The 16589-nt window shown below is 55.7% G+C and carries 14 protein-coding genes; 6 read left to right on the forward strand and 8 right to left on the reverse strand.

Annotated features, from left to right (window positions below):
• Positions 1–59: 59 nt before the first annotated feature.
• Positions 60–1223 carry an alcohol dehydrogenase gene (yqhD, locus tag ACX9GU_RS03830; protein ID WP_473193887.1) on the reverse strand — a complete coding sequence of 388 codons (1164 nt, stop codon included), beginning with the start codon at positions 1221–1223 and terminating at the stop codon, positions 60–62.
• A 221-nt stretch (positions 1224–1444) separates the two neighbouring features.
• On the opposite strand from yqhD, the gene ACX9GU_RS03835 reads away from it, so the two are divergent.
• On the forward strand, positions 1445–2329 hold the full coding sequence (locus tag ACX9GU_RS03835) for an AraC family transcriptional regulator (RefSeq protein WP_473195104.1): 885 nt from the start codon (positions 1445–1447) through the stop codon (positions 2327–2329).
• On the opposite strand, the gene ACX9GU_RS03840 is transcribed toward ACX9GU_RS03835, so the two are convergent.
• Positions 2326–3348 carry a zinc-dependent alcohol dehydrogenase family protein gene (locus ACX9GU_RS03840; RefSeq protein ID WP_473193888.1) on the reverse strand — a complete coding sequence of 341 codons (1023 nt, stop codon included), beginning with the start codon at positions 3346–3348 and terminating at the stop codon, positions 2326–2328. The genes ACX9GU_RS03835 and ACX9GU_RS03840 overlap by 4 nt on opposite strands.
• A 105-nt stretch (positions 3349–3453) precedes the next feature.
• On the opposite strand from ACX9GU_RS03840, the gene ACX9GU_RS03845 reads away from it, so the two are divergent.
• Positions 3454–4359 (forward strand): LysR substrate-binding domain-containing protein, encoded by a 906-nt coding sequence (locus ACX9GU_RS03845; protein WP_473193889.1) that lies wholly within the window; start codon positions 3454–3456, stop codon positions 4357–4359.
• Positions 4360–4373: 14 nt separating this feature from the next.
• On the opposite strand, the gene ACX9GU_RS03850 is transcribed toward ACX9GU_RS03845, so the two are convergent.
• Positions 4374–5030: a DedA family protein gene (locus tag ACX9GU_RS03850; protein WP_021806837.1), complete on the reverse strand. Its 657-nt coding sequence runs from the start codon at positions 5028–5030 to the stop codon at positions 4374–4376.
• A 569-nt stretch (positions 5031–5599) separates the two neighbouring features.
• Between ACX9GU_RS03850 and exbB the strand changes: the two genes are divergently transcribed.
• From exbB to ACX9GU_RS03865, 3 genes are all read left to right on the forward strand, one after another.
• The gene (exbB, locus tag ACX9GU_RS03855; RefSeq protein WP_473193890.1) at positions 5600–6592 is read left to right on the forward strand and encodes a tol-pal system-associated acyl-CoA thioesterase; all 993 of its coding nucleotides are present in this window, start codon (positions 5600–5602) and stop codon (positions 6590–6592) included.
• A gap of 3 nt (positions 6593–6595) precedes the next feature.
• Positions 6596–7018 carry a TonB system transport protein ExbD gene (exbD, locus tag ACX9GU_RS03860; RefSeq protein ID WP_021179543.1) on the forward strand — a complete coding sequence of 141 codons (423 nt, stop codon included), beginning with the start codon at positions 6596–6598 and terminating at the stop codon, positions 7016–7018.
• Between the two features lie 354 nt (positions 7019–7372).
• Positions 7373–9562 (forward strand): TonB-dependent siderophore receptor, encoded by a 2190-nt coding sequence (locus ACX9GU_RS03865; protein WP_473193891.1) that lies wholly within the window; start codon positions 7373–7375, stop codon positions 9560–9562.
• A 42-nt stretch (positions 9563–9604) separates the two neighbouring features.
• Here ACX9GU_RS03865 and ACX9GU_RS03870 read toward each other — a convergent pair whose 3' ends face one another.
• The 4 genes from ACX9GU_RS03870 to ACX9GU_RS03885 all read right to left on the reverse strand — a co-directional run bounded on the left by ACX9GU_RS03870 (position 9605) and on the right by ACX9GU_RS03885 (position 14925).
• Positions 9605–10423, reverse strand: a complete 819-nt coding sequence (locus tag ACX9GU_RS03870; RefSeq protein WP_059201810.1) for a shikimate 5-dehydrogenase — start codon at positions 10421–10423, stop codon at positions 9605–9607.
• A 119-nt stretch (positions 10424–10542) separates the two neighbouring features.
• Positions 10543–12069 (reverse strand): p-aminobenzoyl-glutamate transporter, encoded by a 1527-nt coding sequence (gene abgT / locus ACX9GU_RS03875; protein ID WP_021806831.1) that lies wholly within the window; start codon positions 12067–12069, stop codon positions 10543–10545.
• Between the two features lie 91 nt (positions 12070–12160).
• Complete coding sequence (locus ACX9GU_RS03880; protein ID WP_473193892.1) at positions 12161–13612, reverse strand: M20 family metallopeptidase; 1452 nt, start codon at positions 13610–13612, stop codon at positions 12161–12163.
• Positions 13609–14925, reverse strand: a complete 1317-nt coding sequence (locus tag ACX9GU_RS03885; RefSeq protein ID WP_473193893.1) for a M20 family metallo-hydrolase — start codon at positions 14923–14925, stop codon at positions 13609–13611. The genes ACX9GU_RS03880 and ACX9GU_RS03885 overlap by 4 nt, the downstream gene beginning before the upstream one ends.
• Positions 14926–15197: 272 nt before the next feature.
• Between ACX9GU_RS03885 and ACX9GU_RS03890 the strand changes: the two genes are divergently transcribed.
• Positions 15198–16094, forward strand: coding sequence for a LysR family transcriptional regulator (locus ACX9GU_RS03890; protein WP_024482999.1), 897 nt, complete (start codon positions 15198–15200; stop codon positions 16092–16094).
• A gap of 18 nt (positions 16095–16112) precedes the next feature.
• Here ACX9GU_RS03890 and ACX9GU_RS03895 read toward each other — a convergent pair whose 3' ends face one another.
• Entirely contained in the window at positions 16113–16589 is a 477-nt protein-coding gene (locus ACX9GU_RS03895) for a hypothetical protein (RefSeq protein ID WP_473193894.1), read from the reverse strand.

The following is a 16589-nucleotide window of genomic DNA, read 5'->3' on the forward strand; positions in this document are numbered from 1 at the left end:
AGTAGAAACTAAAGCCTAGCAGGAAACTGTGATGTTGCGATGAAATCGTGCGCCAGCAATTAGCGTGCCGCTTGATAAATGCGTTGGCTGACTTCCAGCGTAATGTCCCCATGCTCGCCCAGAGCGGTCATATCGTGTTGATGCAATTTGTCGAGCAGCGCAGGGATGGAGCTACCGTCGAGTTGATAATCAGACAGGCGGGTTGGCACGCCCATTTGCTCAAAGAAGGCACGGGTGGCGGCAATCGCGCCGTCGATACGGCTTTCTTCGGAACCCTCACGCAGACCCCAGACGCGATCGGCGTACTGCAGCAGTTTTTCGCGCTTCTGGGCTTTTTTCTCTACCAGCAAGGCAGGCAGGACGACGGCCAGGGTTTGCGCATGATCCAGACCGTGCATGGCGGTCAGCTCATGGCCGAGCATATGCGTTGCCCAGTCTTGCGGCACACCGGCACCGATCAGGCCGTTCAGCGCCATGGTGGCACTCCACATCACGTTGGCACGTACCGCATAGTTTTCTGGTTCGGCCAGCGCACGTGGGCCATCTTCCAGCAGCGTTAACAGCAGGCTTTCGGCAAAGCGATCCTGCACTTTGGCATCGACCGGGTAAGTCAGGTATTGCTCAATGGTGTGGACAAAGGCATCCACTACGCCGTTGGCGATCTGGCGCGGTGGCAGTGAATAAGTCACCACCGGATCGAGCACGGCGAACAGAGGCTGCACCAGCGGGGAGAAGAAGTGCTGTTTGTCGCCGCTGCTCTTACGGGTGATCACCGCACCGCTGTTGGACTCGGAGCCGGTCGCTGGCAAGGTCAGCACGCAACCCATCGGTACTGCGCTGACGATCTCGCTGCCCACGGTTTTCAGGATATGCCAAGGATCGCGATCAGCCTGGTAGTCGGCCGCTGCCGCGATGAATTTGGTGCCATCAACCACTGAACCGCCGCCGACCGCCAGCAGGAAGTCGATCTTTTCTGCCCGCACGACTTCCACCGCTTTCATCAGGGTTTCATAGGTTGGGTTAGGCTCGATACCGGAGAACTCCTGCACGTTGCGGCCAGCCAGCGCGGCATAGACCTGATCCAGCACGCCGTTGTTCTTCACGCTGCCACCGCCGTAGGTGATCAGGATGCGGGCATCTGCCGGGATTTGTTTGCCTAATTCGGCAATCTGGTTTTTACCGAACAGGATTTTGGTTGGGGTGTGGAGGATGAAATTTTGCATTATCGTATTCTCTTTTCGCGTCAGGGAAGCGCCAGCGGCGCAAAATAACTGGAGTCTATTGTCGGCAACCTGGCGCGATCGCACAATGCACATTCCTGTCGGTGTCTTGCCTATTCCTACACTACACTGTAGAAAATGCATGTTTATGGTTATTATCCGTGTCGAATTATTCAGGCGACTAGAGGGGCTTGCTGATGGAGAACGTTGAACTACGTAGCCGTATGGCGCGCCAGGCGATGCGCTTTGCCACCGCCAAAGGCTATAGCTCAACGCCAGTGCCTATGGTGAAGGTGTTGTATAGCGATGAGTATTATCCGCGTCAGCCGGTGATGTATGAGCCTGGTATTGTCATCATCTTTCAGGGCCACAAGGTGGGCTACTGTGGCAGCAAGGTGTTTCAGTACGATCCGCGCAATTACCTGCTGATGACGGTATCGCTGCCGTTTGAGTGTGAAACCTTTGCCAGCCCGGAACAGCCGCTGGTGGGGCTGGCGGTCAATATCGACACCCAGATGCTTCAGGATCTGCTGATCGATATCGGTGATGACGATTACCTGATGCAGCCTAGGGGTGAAAGCTGCGGCGTTAACCTCTCAGTGCTTAGCGATGAAATGCTGTGCGCCACCGAACGTCTGTTGGACGTGATGGAGAAACCGTTGGATGCGCGGGTGCTGGGGCCACAGATCGTGCGTGAGCTGCTTTATTACGTGCTGCGTGGCAGCTGTGGTGCTTCGTTGCAGGAACTGGTTAACCGGCATACCCATTTCAGCCAGATCGCCAAGGCGTTACGGCGGATTGAGAACCAGTATGCCGAGAACCTCAACGTCGAACAGTTGGCATATGAAGTGAACATGAGCGTGTCGGCGTTTCATCATAACTTTAAGGCGGTGACCAACACCTCGCCGCTGCAATATGTGAAGTCGTATCGTCTTCACAAGGCGCGTTTGCTGATGCTGCATGACGGTCTTAAGGCCAGCACGGCGGCGATCCGCGTGGGCTACGAGAGTGCTTCGCAGTTCAGCCGCGAGTTTAAGCGGCTGTTTGGCATTACGCCGAGCGATGAAATCGCCCGGCTGCGGGACAACAGCGCCATCATGCAGGGTTAGCGCGTCAGGACGATTTTGCCGAACGGGCCGCGATCGAGGTGATCGAGCGCCGCGGGTAGCTGATCGAAACGGTAACGCTGGTCGATGACGGGCTTGATGCCGTTGACGTCGACGGCGCGAACCAGATCTTCCAATGCGCGGCGATGGCCTACACCGATTCCCTGGATCTGCGGCGATTTCAGCAGCAATAGGCTAGCTGGAATGGCAATATCAAAACCCTCCAGCACGCCAATGACCGAGATACGGCCATGTATCGCCACGGCGCGTAGTGAGTTGAGCAGATTGCTGCCACCCACGGTTTCGACAATATGATCGATACCGCGATCCTGCGTCAGTTGATAGATAGACTCCACCCAATCCTCTTGCAGGCGATGAATGCCGTGATCGGCCCCTAACGCCTTGGCACGTAGCAGTTTCTCTTCGCTGCCGGAGGTGATAAAGACCTGCGCTCCGTGGGCTTTGGCAATCTGTAGCGCGAACAGGGCAACACCGCCGGTGCCTTGCACCAATACCGATTTACCGGCACGCAAATGGCCGCGTTCTGCCAAGGCGAACCAGGCCGTCAGCCCGGCGCAGGGCAGGGTACTGGCTTGGGCATCGTCTAATGTGGTAGGTGACGCGCTCAGCCAGCTCTCATCAACCACCACGTATTCCGCCAGCATCCCTTGATAAGTACCGCCTGATGCACGATAAGGCGGAGTGCGGGCATCACCGTCAGGTTTTCCGTCGATCCAGTCTGGGCTAAAGGTAGAGATCACCCGATCGCCAGGGCGAAAACGCGTGCTGCCGATTCCCACCGCGTCTACCACGCCAGCCATATCCGAGGCAGGGGTAAACGGCAGCGGCAGATCCAACGGCATGGTGCCTTCTATCACCATCTTATCGCGGTAGTTCAGCGCTACAGCGTTCACTTTCACCCGTACCTGATGTGGGCCGGGTTCTGGAATGGTGCTCTCGGTTAATTGCAGATGCTCACGCCCTACGGCGTTCATCGTCCAACGTTGCATGGTATCGGCCATGTGGTGCTCCTGATGGGTTGAAGATATTCACAGATAATAACGTTGATTTAAAATCACCAGTGGCGATAATTTTTCCCATTATTGTTTCCTAAAAGGCTACAAAAAATGAGCGACCGATTAAGCGGCATCTCGGTATTGGTCAGCGTGGTGGAGGCGGGCAGCTTTGCGCTGGCGGCCAACAGGCTGCATCTTTCCCGTTCGGCGGTGGGTAAAACTATCGCCCGGCTGGAACAACGGCTGGGCGTGCGATTGTTTCACCGCACCACTCGCAGTCTGAATCTGACTGACGATGGCGCGCTGTTCTATGAGCGTTGTTTACGGGCGTTGGAGGAGATCCGTGTCGCAGAGAACCTGCTGGAAAGCGGTAAGCGGCAGGTCAGTGGTCGGTTGCGGGTCTCGATGCCAGTGCTGATTGGCCGCCTGTGTATCGCGCCGGTGCTTACTGCGTTGGCGCGTGAGCATCCAGGATTGGAACTCGATCTGTCATTCAGCGATCGGGTGGTGGATGTGGCCGAGGAAGGATTCGATCTGGCGGTGCGTAACGGCGCATTGCCAGACAGTGCCGGGCTGGTGGCTAGAAGGTTAGGGGATAACCGCATGACCCTATGCGCCTCGCCGGATTATCTGGCTCGCTGTGGTGCCCCAGGCAGCATTGAGGAACTGCCCCGGCACGATGCCATCGCTTATCGCTACGCCGCAATGATACGTAGCTGGTTGATCCCGCAGGCAGACGGAACAATGCGAGAAGTGATGCCGAAACCCCGTTTGTTGATGGACGATCTGCAGGCGATTGCCGACGCGGCGGTGGCCGGGTTTGGTATTGCCTGGCTGCCATGCTGGCTAATCCGTGATGCCTTGCTGGAAGGCCGATTGCAGCAGGTATTGGGGGAGGTACCGGGGAAAGACTTTGAGGTGCATGCCGTCTGGCCGCTTACGCCGCATTTACCCTTGAAAGTGCGGCTGGCGGTGGATGCGCTGGTCAGCCACCTGCCCGCGAGGATGGCGCTATAGCCGCGCCACCCGATTCAGGAGGCGCGTTTTTTACGCCAAACGACCAGCATCACGCCCAGCAGCCCAACGACCAACAGCACCATCGGCAGGATCATCAGCCCGGCCATCACCTGATCTTCGTGGCGTTTCACCAGCGGGATTTGGCTAAAGGCATAGCCTAGCGTGACTACCGAGCCTACCCACAGCAAGCCGCTGAGCCAGTTAAAGATTTGAAAACGGGCGCTATTGAGGCCCGAGATACCGGCCATGGTAGGCAACAGGGTGCGTACAAACGCCAGGAACCTGCCAATCAGCAAAGCGACCAGGCCGTGGCGGTTAAACAGCATGTGCGCGCGCTGGTGGTATTGCGCTGGTAGCTGTAGCAACCAGCCTTTCACCACCGAGGTATGGCCAAGCCATCGCCCTTGCAGATAGCTGAGCCAACAGCCAAGGCTGGCGGCGACCGTCAGAATAATCAGCGTGGGGATAAAGTTCATCACGCCTTTGGCGATCAAGGCACCGGCCAACAGCAGTAAGCTATCTCCGGGCAGGAAGGAAGCGGGCAACAAACCGTTTTCTAAAAACAAGGTGGTAAAAAGGACGGCATAAACCACCCAAATCACGCTGGGATCGGCAAGTGCAGTAAAGTCTTGCGTCCACAGTGCGTGAACAATTTCTCTTAATACATCCATTCTTTATCCTGGGGTGCCTGGGCTGACTTTCTATAGGCTACCGTGCTGTTATAGCCATGCTCACCGGTAAATATAGGCCACACACGGCGGTGAGGCCCTTGAGCACCATATAGTGTACCGCTATTAGCTTAAGCGGACATTAAACAGAGCATAGAAAATGTGGCAAAGGCCGTAAAACTCGGAAAAAGTACAGGCGACCGTCGGTATGGCCAAGTAAAAACGCCGTAAAACCTTGTACCTTGCTGTGTGATTTTATCTAGCCCTTACGTAGGGGGATGCATGCCTCGCTCGCAGACGTTTTCCCGCAGTGATGGCTGAGCTATTCACACCGTTTGTGGCCTGTTGGGGTAAAAATCAGCAGTTTGAGTGATGATTTTGTTAGCATTATGGGTGGGCAATGTTATGCCAAACGACGCGCAAACCCTGATAGTGACTGGGGTTGTATCATTTTTTGCTCGTCGATGCGTAATTCTTCAAATAATAATGATAACTACTATCAATCCCTGATTGGTTTGATATGATCGCACGCTGAATTCTTCCTTCAATGTTGAAATGGGTGGAGGCACAGCGTGAAAACGGCTGGCAAAATGACAAATCAAAGTGCTCAGGGCGCAGGCCGTGGGCAATGGGGCGCATTGGGGCGCAGTGTGATCGCCTCACTGGTGTTGGTGGTGGGGTTGGCGGGCAACGCTCAGGCGGCACCGGCCACTGCACCAGCAGTCGCTGAAAGCGTTGCCGCGGCAACGACACCGGCCACACCAACAGCGGTAACCCCAGTGGCGGGTACCCCGGAAAATATCACCCCGGTTAGTCCTGAACCGACCATCCAACCGCCTGAAACGCGCGGCATGGACCTTTCCGTCTGGGGCATGTATCAGCACGCCGACATCGTGGTGAAAATCGTGATGATTGGCCTGGTGCTGGCGTCTATTGTCACCTGGACCATTCTGTTTGCCAAAGGCAGCGAGCTGTTTCGTTCCAAGCGCCGTCTGCGCCGTGAGCAGTTGGCGCTGGCCGACGTGCGTTCGCTGGACGATGCCTCCGAACTGGCGCAAAGCTTCTCGCAAGAGAGCATCAGTGCGGTGCTGCTGCAAGACGCGCAGAACGAACTGGAACTGTCGGCGGCCTCTAACGACAACAACGGTATTAAAGAGCGTACCGGTTTCCGTCTGGAACGCCGCGTAGCGGCCTACGGGCGTCAGCTGGGGCGCGGCAATGGCTTCCTGGCCACCATCGGCGCCATTTCACCGTTTGTCGGCCTGTTCGGTACCGTATGGGGCATCATGAACAGCTTTATCGGCATTGCCCATTCGCAAACCACTAACCTGGCGGTCGTTGCCCCGGGGATTGCAGAAGCCTTGCTGGCCACCGCGCTCGGTCTGGTTGCAGCTATCCCTGCGGTAGTGATCTACAACATCTTTGCTCGCGTCATCGGCGGCCACCGTGCTCAGGTGGGCGATGTGGCGGCGCAGGTGCTGCTGCTGTTGGGCCGCGATCTGGATCTGGCGGCCTCGGCCGATGCCAAACGTTCGCAGCATGCGCACCAACTGCGGGTGGGGTGAGTTATGGCGATGCGCTTAAATGAAGATCTGGACGACAGCGGCGAACTGCATGAAATCAACGTGACGCCGTTTATCGACGTCATGCTGGTGCTGTTGATCATCTTTATGGTGGCTGCGCCGCTGGCAACGGTAGATATTCGTGTCGATCTGCCTGCTTCTTCCGCTAAACCGCAGCCGCGTCCGGAAAAACCGGTGTTCCTGTCGGTGAAGGCAGACAAGCAGCTGTACGTGGGCGATGAGCCAGTGACGGCGGAACAGCTGACGGCGGTGCTGGATCAACGCACGCAGGCAAATAAAGAAACCACCATCTTCTTCCAGGCGGACAAGACCGTAGATTATGAAACGCTGATGAGCGTGATGGATACGCTACGCAAAGCCGGCTACCTGAAAGTGGGGCTGGTGGGAATGGAAGGCGTGGCCAAGTAATCTGAAGCTCAGCCATTTCCTCTTCTTCGGGTTGCCTAACTCGAAGAAGAGGGTGCTATTACCCTGCTACCACCACGAAATCTGCACCACAGCTTAATCTTCCTCCCCAATCCCACAAATCTTACATGTGGGGCGCTATCTGCCGCGCCCGATCCACAGCATCATAATTATAACTTATTGTATTTTAATAATAATTATCAGTTCTCTTTATTGCCTGCGGTTTCCCCAGAACTATGGAGAAATTGTGAATTTACGCTTTCCTGCGTTTAAATATGAATGCTTATCATTACAATTCTCAATTACAAGAATAGTTACAAATATTATTATCTACTTTAAATAAAAGGGATTATTTCGATGGTTATACCTAAAAAAAACAGACTGCAACCTGGTGCGATCCTGCTGGCGGGGCTTTTCAGTAGCGGTGGGATGGCGGCAGAGGAGGTGCCAGTAGAAGACAGCGAGACCATGGTGGTGCGTGCCACCGCGGCGGAAGAACTGAAACAACAGCCTGGGGTTTCGATTATCACCGCCGAGGATATACGCAAAACGCCACCGGTCAACGACCTGTCCGACATCATTCGCAGAATGCCAGGTGTCAACCTTACCGGCAACAGCGCTAGCGGTAGCCGAGGTAACAATCGGCAGATTGATATAAGGGGAATGGGGCCGGAAAACACCCTGATCCTGATCGACGGTGTCCCGGCAACCTCTCGTGATTCAGTGCGTTATAGCTGGCGTGGCGAAAGGGATACCCGTGGCGATACCAACTGGGTGCCCGCAGAAATGGTTGAACGCATTGAGGTGTTACGTGGCCCGGCGGCAGCCCGCTATGGCTCGGGTGCAGCTGGCGGGGTGGTTAATATTATTACCAAACGCCCAACCAAAGATTGGCATGGCACGCTTTCGCTGTTTACCAACCAGCCCGAAAACAACAAGGAAGGGGCGACCAACCGCGCCAACTTCAGTTTAAGCGGCCCGCTGGTCAGTGACGTGCTGACCATGCGCCTGTTCGGTAACATCAATAAAACCGATGCCGATGCCTATGACATCAACACCCAGCAGAACGGTTCCTATGCCGCAGGGCGTGAAGGCGTCAGAAACAAAGATATCAATGCCTCACTCTCCTGGAAAATAGACCCGCAGCAGATCCTCGATTTTGACTATGCCTACAGCCGCCAGGGCAATATCTACGCTGGCGATACCCAATACAGCAATGGCAATCTCAGCCCAGGCGATCTGGTGGCTTCGCTGTATGGCCAGGAAACTAACCGCCTGTATCGCCAGAGCTACGGTATTACCCATAATGGCATCTGGGACTGGGGCCAATCCCGGCTGAACTTTAACTATGAGAAAACCAACAATACCCGTCTGGCGGAGGGGACGACCGGCCGTGTCGAAGGCATGATCAACGACGACACCTATAACACTAGCCGTCTGGAGAATTACCGTACCGGTGGTGAGCTGAATATCCCGCTGGATCTGCTGTTTGAGCAGAACGTCACGCTGGGTGCAGAGTGGAACCGTGAAAAGCTTAACGATCCGGCATCCATGCAGATGACCGATCAAAGCGGTGTTGTCATTAATGGCGTCTCTGGCGATCCTTCTGAGCGCAGCGCTAAAAACAGCGCCGATATCAGCTCACTCTATTTTGAGGACAATATTGAGCCGATAGAGGGCACCTTCGTGATCCCCGGCCTGCGCTTCGACTATCACAATAAATATGGCGCTAACTGGAGCCCTAGCCTGAACATTTCGCAGGAGCTTGGCGAGTATTTCAAACTGAAGGCCGGTATCGCCCGAGCCTTTAAAGCGCCAAACCTGTACCAGTCCAGCGAAGGCTATCTGTTATCCACCCGTGGTAACGGGTGCCCGAAGGACATAGTTTCAGGCAGCTGCTATCTGCTGGGGAATAACGATCTGGATCCGGAAACCAGCGTTAACAAAGAGATCGGCCTGGAATTTACCTGGGCAGGTTACGATGCAGGCATCACCTATTTCCGTAACGACTATAAAAACAAGATCGTAGCGGGCACCGAGATTGTTGGCTATGCCTCCAACGGTTACAACATCTTGCGTTGGGAAAACGGCGGTAAGGCGCTGGTCGAAGGGTTGGAGGGCAATCTGGTGGTGCCGTTGGTTGAGGACATGCTTACCTGGCGCACCAACGCGACCTATATGATCACCTCCGAAAACAAGGATACCGGTAATCCTCTGTCGGTGATCCCCAAGTATACGGTGAATACCCTGCTGGATTATCAGGTCACCGATAAGCTCTCCACCAACCTGAATTGGACGATGTATGGTCGGCAAAAGCCGCGTGAATATGCGGAGATCCGTAACGAAGCCGGCACGCTTTCCACTCAGGAAGTTGGGGCTTATTCGGTGGTGGGCATTGGCGTCAATTACGATTTGATGAAGGATCTGAGCCTGAAAACCGGCGTCACCAACCTGTTCGACAAACAGATCTACCGTGAAAACGAAGGGGCTTCGACCTACAACGAACCGGGCCGGGCCTATTACGCGGGCCTGACCCTGTCGTTCTAATCGCGGCTGGTATGACGTATCCCCTCTGGCGAGGGGATACCATTAGCCACGCGCATGTGCCGCAGCGCGGGTGATTTGCTCATCGGAAGGGCGCACGCCGGTGTACAACACAAACTGCTCCAGAGCCTGTAAAGCGATCACTTCGGCACCGGTCACCACCTGCAAACCCTGCTCACGGGCATAGCGGATCAGCGGGGTTTCTGCTGGCAGTGCAACCACGTCGAAAGCGATCTTGGCAGCCTTGATGGTGGCCGGTTCAAAGGCCAACTGCTCGGCTTCGCTACCGCCCGCCATGCCGATTGGCGTGACGTTAATCACCATCTCAACCTGCAAATCGCCTACTTCTGGCTGCCACTGATAACCATACTGTGCAGCCAGTGCCTGGCCCGCCTGTGGGTTGCGCGCAATGATATGGCCATTCTTGAACCCTGCATCGCGCAGGGCGGCGGTCACCGCTTTGGCCATACCGCCGCTGCCACGCAGGGCAAACGAGGTGGCCGGGGGGATCTGGTATTTCGCCAGCAGTTTGGCGATGGCGATATAGTCGGTGTTATACGCCCGCAGGAAGCCGTCGTCGTTGACGATGGTATTGACTGACTCAATAGCCGTGGCCGACGCATCCAGCTCATCAAGGAACGGAATACAGCTCTCCTTGAACGGCATGGAAACCGCACAGCCGCGAATACCCAAAGCGCGCACGCCGCCGACCGCTGCCTGAATATCTTTGGTGGTGAACGCCTTGTAGATGAAGTTCAGATCCAGTTCCTGATACAGATAGTTGTGGAAACGGGTACCGAAATTGCCTGGCCGACCGGCCAGTGACATACACAGCTGCGTATCTTTGTTGATTTCACGACTCATAGCAGGCCCTTAACGCATTGACATAAGTGTCCCCACCGGCTGGCAAGCATCCGGCGGGGATAATCGGTTCAGCTTACGCCAAAAGACGGGGTATTGAGCACAATTTTTTCGGCATTGGTTTACCCCATTTTCGGGTAGACCCCAGGCCCGATAGGCAGCCCCAGCATGTACCACACTACCAGCAGAAGGGTCCAGACGGCGAAGAACACCAGCGGATAGGGCATGATCAGCACGTAGTAGGTGCCGAGCTTGGCGTCTTTCAGGTAGCGCTGCAGAAAGCCAAGGAATAGCGGCAGGAATGGCGACATCGGTGCCAGCGGCAGCACGGATGAATCCGCGATGCGGAAAATCATCTGGGCGAAGGCCGGGTGAAAGCCCAACAGCATAAACATCGGTACGAAGATTGGGGCCAGGATCGACCAGATGGCGGAACCGCTGGCAATAAACATGCACAGGAAGGCGGACAGGAACATCAGGCCGAGGAACGCCGGTGCGCCGCTCATTCCGGCCGCCTCCAGCAGATCCGTCAGGCCGATGGCCATAAACTTGCCCATGTTGCTCCAGTTGAAGAACGCCACAAACTGCGACAGCGGGAACACCATGACGATAAAGCCCGCCATGTTCTTCATCGGCTCGACCAGCTGGTTGGGGATATCGTCCGGGCGGCGGATCGTCTTGGTGACGACGCCGTAAGTGATGGCGACGGTGAAGAAGAACAGGATGATGATCGGCACAATGCCTTTGATAAAGGGGGAAGGGATCACCGAGCCGGTTTGCGGATCGCGCAGTGGGGCACCCTCTGGCACCACCAGCGCGGCCATCACGGCGATAAACACCAGCGCGGCGATCCCGCTCATCATCAGGCCACGGTTTTGTAATGGGGTGAGCACCTCTAGCTTGTCTTCGGCGGTGCCTTGCCATTTTGGTAGCCGTGGCTCGATAAATTTATCCGTTAGCAACGCGCCGGTAATGGTCAGGACGATCACCGAGGTGGCCATAAAGTACCAGTTATCGATCACGCTGACGTGGATTGCGCCGTCAACCGCTTTGGCCGCTTCGGTACTGATGCCGGAAAGCAGCACATCGGTGGTGACAATCAGCAGGTTGGCGGTAAACCCCGAGCCGACACCGGCGATCGCCGCCAGTAGCCCGGCAATGGGGTTACGCCCGACGGCCAGGAAGATCAACGCCCCCAGCGGCGGCATGACCACCAGTGCGGCATCGGAGGAAATATGGCTGAAGAAGGCGATAAACAGCACCATATAGCTGGCGTAGCCGGCGCTGACGTGTGAGGCCATTTTGTACATCAGCGCCTGCAACAGGCCGACCTTTTCCGCCAGACCGGCACCGATCACCAGCGCCAGGATCGCCCCCAATGGCGCAAATCCGCTGAAGTTGTGGATGATATTGGGGAGGATCCATTGTATTCCCTCCACGCTCAGCAGATTTTTTACCTGGATCATTTCCCCGGTAGCCGGGTTTTTCACCACCAGGCCCAACCAGGAAATGAGCGCGGTGGCGAGCATTAACACCACGATTAAATAAACGAATAACAGGAAGGGGTTGGGGATTTTATTACCGATACGTTCTACCCAGTAAAAAATACGCCCGGGGCTTTTATTGGCGGATGATGCTATCTCACTCATGATATTACCCTCTTGTCCGTAATCAGATTTTTATAGTTTTATGGGTCGCTATGGTGGTCTGGCTCGGAACGGGAGCCAGAACGGTCGGAATTTACTTCAGTGGGGAAGGTTTCACCCCCGCAGGGATGGGGCATTGATAAGGCTGTTCGGCACGTTGCTGGCGGAATTCCTCGCGGCAGGCGTTCAGCAAGGCGTTATCGCTCAGTAGGGCGACGGCGGTAGCGGCCATCACTTTACCTGCCAGGCACATGCCCTTGTGGGCTATTGAGGTGCGCCCCTGGGCGACCAACTGCCAGGTATGCAACGGCGTCCCCAGAGCAAAGCAGGGGCTGAAGCACTGGGCCGTTGGCGTGACCCAACTGACGTCGCCGACGTCGGTAGAGCCGTACAGGATTTCTTGTGACTCCACGTAGGGGGCGACCTCGTCCATCAACACCTTATCGCCCAACTGCCTTACCCATTCCTGCCCAGCGACTCCACCGGTACGTGAAATGTTCAGCTTGGCATTGCGCAGGTCGTCCTTGCTGAGCGTTTGGCGGATCTCCGTGGCAAAACGCCGCTCTTCGTCGCTGTAATCCGGCAAGCCGAAATCGCACACGTACTGATACATCGCCTTTTCCAGGCGGCGATTGGGGACGTAGTTGGAGCAGGCTTTTTCAAAGTGCACGGTCATCTGGGTGTCGGTCATCAGCGCTGCACCTTTGGCAACGTTGACCAGGCGCTGGTAAATATCCTGCACCTGATCGAGTTGTGGAGCTCGCACCAGGTAAAGCACTTCGGCGTCAGCCTGCACCACATTGGGGGAGCTACCGCCGGTATTGGTGACCGCATAATGCAGCCGGGCTTCCTGCACGATATGTTCACGCAAGAAGTTGGCTCCGGTGTTCATCAGCGTCACGGCATCCAGCGCGCTGCGGCCGAGATGTGGCGAGTTGGCCGCGTGAGCGGCGACGCCCTTGAAGCGGAACGCGGCCTGAATATTGGCCAGGCTGCTGGTATTGAACATGCCGCTAAAGCCTTCCGGATGCCAGGTGAGGGCGGCATCCACATCGGCGAACAGCCCCTCACGCACCATAAAGGTTTTACCAGAGCCGCCTTCTTCCCCTGGGCAGCCGTAAAAGCGTATCGTGCCGGTTAACTGTTGTTGTTCCATCCAGGCTTTAACCGCAAAGGCTCCGGCCAGTGCAGCGGTGCCGAGCAGGTTATGCCCACAGCCGTGACCATTGCCGTTTTCCACCAGCGGAGACGGGGTGGCACAGCCCGCCTGCTGGCTCAGACCGGCCAATGCATCGTATTCACCCAATAAGGCGATCACCGGATGGCCGCTACCAAAGCTGGCGATAAACGCCGTTTCAATACCGCCAACGCCGCGTTCAACCTCAAAACCCTCTTGTTCCAAGGCGTTTGCCAGTAGCTCGGCGGAGTGGGTTTCGGTAAAGCGAGTTTCTGGGTGATCCCAGATCTCATCGCTTAAGGCACTGAAACGGGCCTGGTGGCTATCGATGTAATGGTGGATAAAAGAGACCAGTTCCGGTTGTTTCATATTGCGCTCCCAAAAGTCGGTAGGTTCAGTGCCAGGGTAGCCAGCGTTTTTACCGCCACGGTGAGTACCTGCTCTTCAAAGTCGAATTTCTCGTTGTGATGCCCGGCGCTGAGTTCGCAACCGAAAATCACATAGGATGCTTGCCCACCGTGAGATTTCACCCGTTCCATCATGTAGGTGGCATCCTCAGAGCCCGCCGCCTGCTCACGGCGATCGACAACTGAACCAAGCTCGCTGATGCTGAGTGCCTGGCGATGGATGTAATCCACCCAAGGTTGCGTCGGCTGGCTGCTTTGCGCCGCGCCCATCAGGGCGATGTCGTATTCCACCCCCTGCATGGTGGCGGCTCCTTGGATGACGTTGAGCGCCTGTTGGTAGACAAACTCGTTGATCTCATTGGTGGCTCCGCGAGTCTCTACCTTCATAAAGGCGCAGTCTGCGATCACGTTACGACCGGTGCCCGCTTGCAACACGCCAACGTTTATACGTGAGCTGCCTTCGCTGTGACGAGGGATGGCATACAACCCAATGCTGGCTTGAGCCGCCGCCAGCAGGGCATTACGGCCATCCTCCGGTTTGGCACCGGCATGGGATGCCACGCCACGGAAAGTGACGTCCAGCTTGGTGGTAGCCATAAAGCTGTCGCTGCCGCACACCAGTTCCCCGGCCGGTACGCCGGTGCCGATATGCACGGCGGTAAAGAAATCGACGTCATCTACCACGCCAGCTTCCACCATCGATTTGGCCCCGCGGGTACCTTCCTCGGCCGGTTGGAATATCAGCTTGATGCGGCCATGCAGCTGTGGCTCCAGGCTCTTGAATACTCGCGCCAACCCCAGGCCGATGGTGGTATGCCCATCATGCCCGCAGGCGTGCATCATGCCGCTATTGCAGGAGGCGAAACCTTCACGGAATGGCAGATGGTCGGGATGCAGTAGTTCGTTGAGATCGAGTGCGTCCATATCGACGCGAAAGGCGATGGTGGGGCCAGGGCGGCCGGTATCCAGCGTGGCGACAATGCCGGTAAAACCGCCGGAAAAGAAGGGGAGCCACTTCGCCAGGGCACCTTGTTCGATGGCTCGTTGTTCTTGTGCCGCCAGGATTTGTGCAGAAGGTAGCCCCATGCGGGCTTCGGCGTTGATCACCTCGCGGCCGAGTTGCAACTGATAACCTAATCGATCCAACTCTTCCGCCACCAGCGAAGCGGTACGAAATTCAAGCCAGCCAGATTCGGCATGGTGGTGGAAGTCACGGCGCCAGGCTTGCAGCTGCGGATACAGTTCGGTCACCAACGTTGAAAGCGGAGTGTTCATAGCAGTTTTCCATTAGTTATCACGCCTTGAATAAAATTCAGGCAGATGTGGTGCGCTGACGAAGATCAGGCAATTAAATTAAAATTGAATATTTATGTAATTAGTTGCTAAAAAGCCGTGAAAGGCGCTTATTGAGCGCGATACTGCGTTTAATTAAGCGAAATGATGATTGGGTTATTTATTATGTTTTTTTCGAATGTACACAATGGTATCGGGTTAAATAAGATGCCAATATCTTGCTACTGATAAACAACGGTTATCGCAAATCGCCTATGCCAGCCTCGATAAAATTGCACCAGTTACGCGCCTTTGTGGAAGTCAGCCGCCAGGGCAGTATCCGCGCCGCCAGCCGGACCTGTAACCTTTCCCAGCCTGCGTTGACCAAGTCGATTCAGGAGTTGGAAGAGGTGCTCGGCGCCAAGCTGTTTGTCCGCCGCAGCAAAGGAGTGGTATTAACCGACTGCGGCGATAACTTTTTTCAGCATGCCAGCCTGATCCTCGAAGAGCTGCGGGTAGCGCAGGAAGATATTCAGCAGCGGCTGGGGTTAGCGGGCGGCTCGGTCAATATCGGCGTCGGTGGCAGCGTTGCCCGCACGGTAATGCCGAAAGTGATCACCCAGTTTCATCGCGAATATCCCAATGTGAAGGTACGCATCGTGGAGGGGCAACTGGTCTCGATGATCCCGGAGCTACGCCAGGGGGAGTTGGATTTCACCATTAATACCTACTACCCCAGCAGTATGGACAATGAGCTGAGCTTTGAGCGGCTGATGGAAAGAGAATACAAGGTGGTGGTACGCAAAGGGCATCCGTGTGAGAACGCCCGCACGCTCAAGGAGCTGCAACATTGCGATTGGACTATGCCAACCCCCAATGGCAGCTACTACCGCCTGCTGCATGAACTGTTTGGTGATATGGGGATGGCACCGGCGATCAGCGTTACCTGCGAAACCTTTATGGCCTGTACCAGCCTGGTGGCGCAGAGTGACTTTGTCAGCATTCTGTCGGTTGATGTGATTTCCGATCCTATCCTGGGCCGCCATCTGGTGGCGTTGGAATTGGACGAAGCCTTACCACAAGCCACCTTCTACCTGATCCAACGCAAGGATACGACGCTCACGCCGATGGGGGCCTACCTGGCACGCCTGTTCAGGCAGCATTGCCGATAGTGAGCTCTCCGAGTGCCGTTAGCGGCGAATACAGACGATCAGAGGATTAGTAAACCCTTTAATAATGATAGCGTCTCTTTCTAACCACCTGATTTTTGAGTAAAATTCAATACCCGGCGTTTGCGGTAACACTCTGTTCTGCCAAAGGTCTGCTGGCGTGTTATCCGTAGGGTGGCTCTCTGTACGGGTAAAGACAATTTTGTTGACGTTTTCCAGCTCCGACGGGGCGACGGTAAAGTAGACGGTCCTTCTCAGGATATAGTCATGGCCCTTATTCTTGATTGAGCCTGAAAATTTCAGGACCCCATCATGTGCCGACTTAAATATGACGTCGACATAGGAGTTGACCTCAACGGCCTCCGTTTCATCGATTTTGAGGTGGGCGAACACCTGGGCATCACAATGGAACGGTTTGAGGGACTGTGACTGATACCAATAAAAAAGAAGGGAGCCTAAGCTAACAATCAACAGCAGGGCGACGACGATCTTTTTCAT

This window comes from Serratia sp. K1WW1 (assembly GCF_055790865.1).

Coding starts and splice junctions, on each gene's coding strand:
- ACX9GU_RS03845 (WP_473193889.1), top strand. CDS start 3,454: ATGAGCGACCGATTAAGCGGCATCTCGGTATTGGTCAGCGTGGTGGAG.
- ACX9GU_RS03865 (WP_473193891.1), top strand. CDS start 7,373: ATGGTTATACCTAAAAAAAACAGACTGCAACCTGGTGCGATCCTGCTG.
- yqhD (WP_473193887.1), bottom strand. CDS start 1,223: ATGCAAAATTTCATCCTCCACACCCCAACCAAAATCCTGTTCGGTAAA.
- ACX9GU_RS03890 (WP_024482999.1), top strand. CDS start 15,198: ATGCCAGCCTCGATAAAATTGCACCAGTTACGCGCCTTTGTGGAAGTC.
- ACX9GU_RS03840 (WP_473193888.1), bottom strand. CDS start 3,348: ATGGCCGATACCATGCAACGTTGGACGATGAACGCCGTAGGGCGTGAG.
- abgT (WP_021806831.1), bottom strand. CDS start 12,069: ATGAGTGAGATAGCATCATCCGCCAATAAAAGCCCCGGGCGTATTTTT.
- ACX9GU_RS03835 (WP_473195104.1), top strand. CDS start 1,445: ATGGCGCGCCAGGCGATGCGCTTTGCCACCGCCAAAGGCTATAGCTCA.
- exbD (WP_021179543.1), top strand. CDS start 6,596: ATGGCGATGCGCTTAAATGAAGATCTGGACGACAGCGGCGAACTGCAT.
- ACX9GU_RS03895 (WP_473193894.1), bottom strand. CDS start 16,589: ATGAAAAAGATCGTCGTCGCCCTGCTGTTGATTGTTAGCTTAGGCTCC.
- ACX9GU_RS03885 (WP_473193893.1), bottom strand. CDS start 14,925: ATGAACACTCCGCTTTCAACGTTGGTGACCGAACTGTATCCGCAGCTG.
- ACX9GU_RS03880 (WP_473193892.1), bottom strand. CDS start 13,612: ATGAAACAACCGGAACTGGTCTCTTTTATCCACCATTACATCGATAGC.
- ACX9GU_RS03870 (WP_059201810.1), bottom strand. CDS start 10,423: ATGAGTCGTGAAATCAACAAAGATACGCAGCTGTGTATGTCACTGGCC.
- ACX9GU_RS03850 (WP_021806837.1), bottom strand. CDS start 5,030: ATGGATGTATTAAGAGAAATTGTTCACGCACTGTGGACGCAAGACTTT.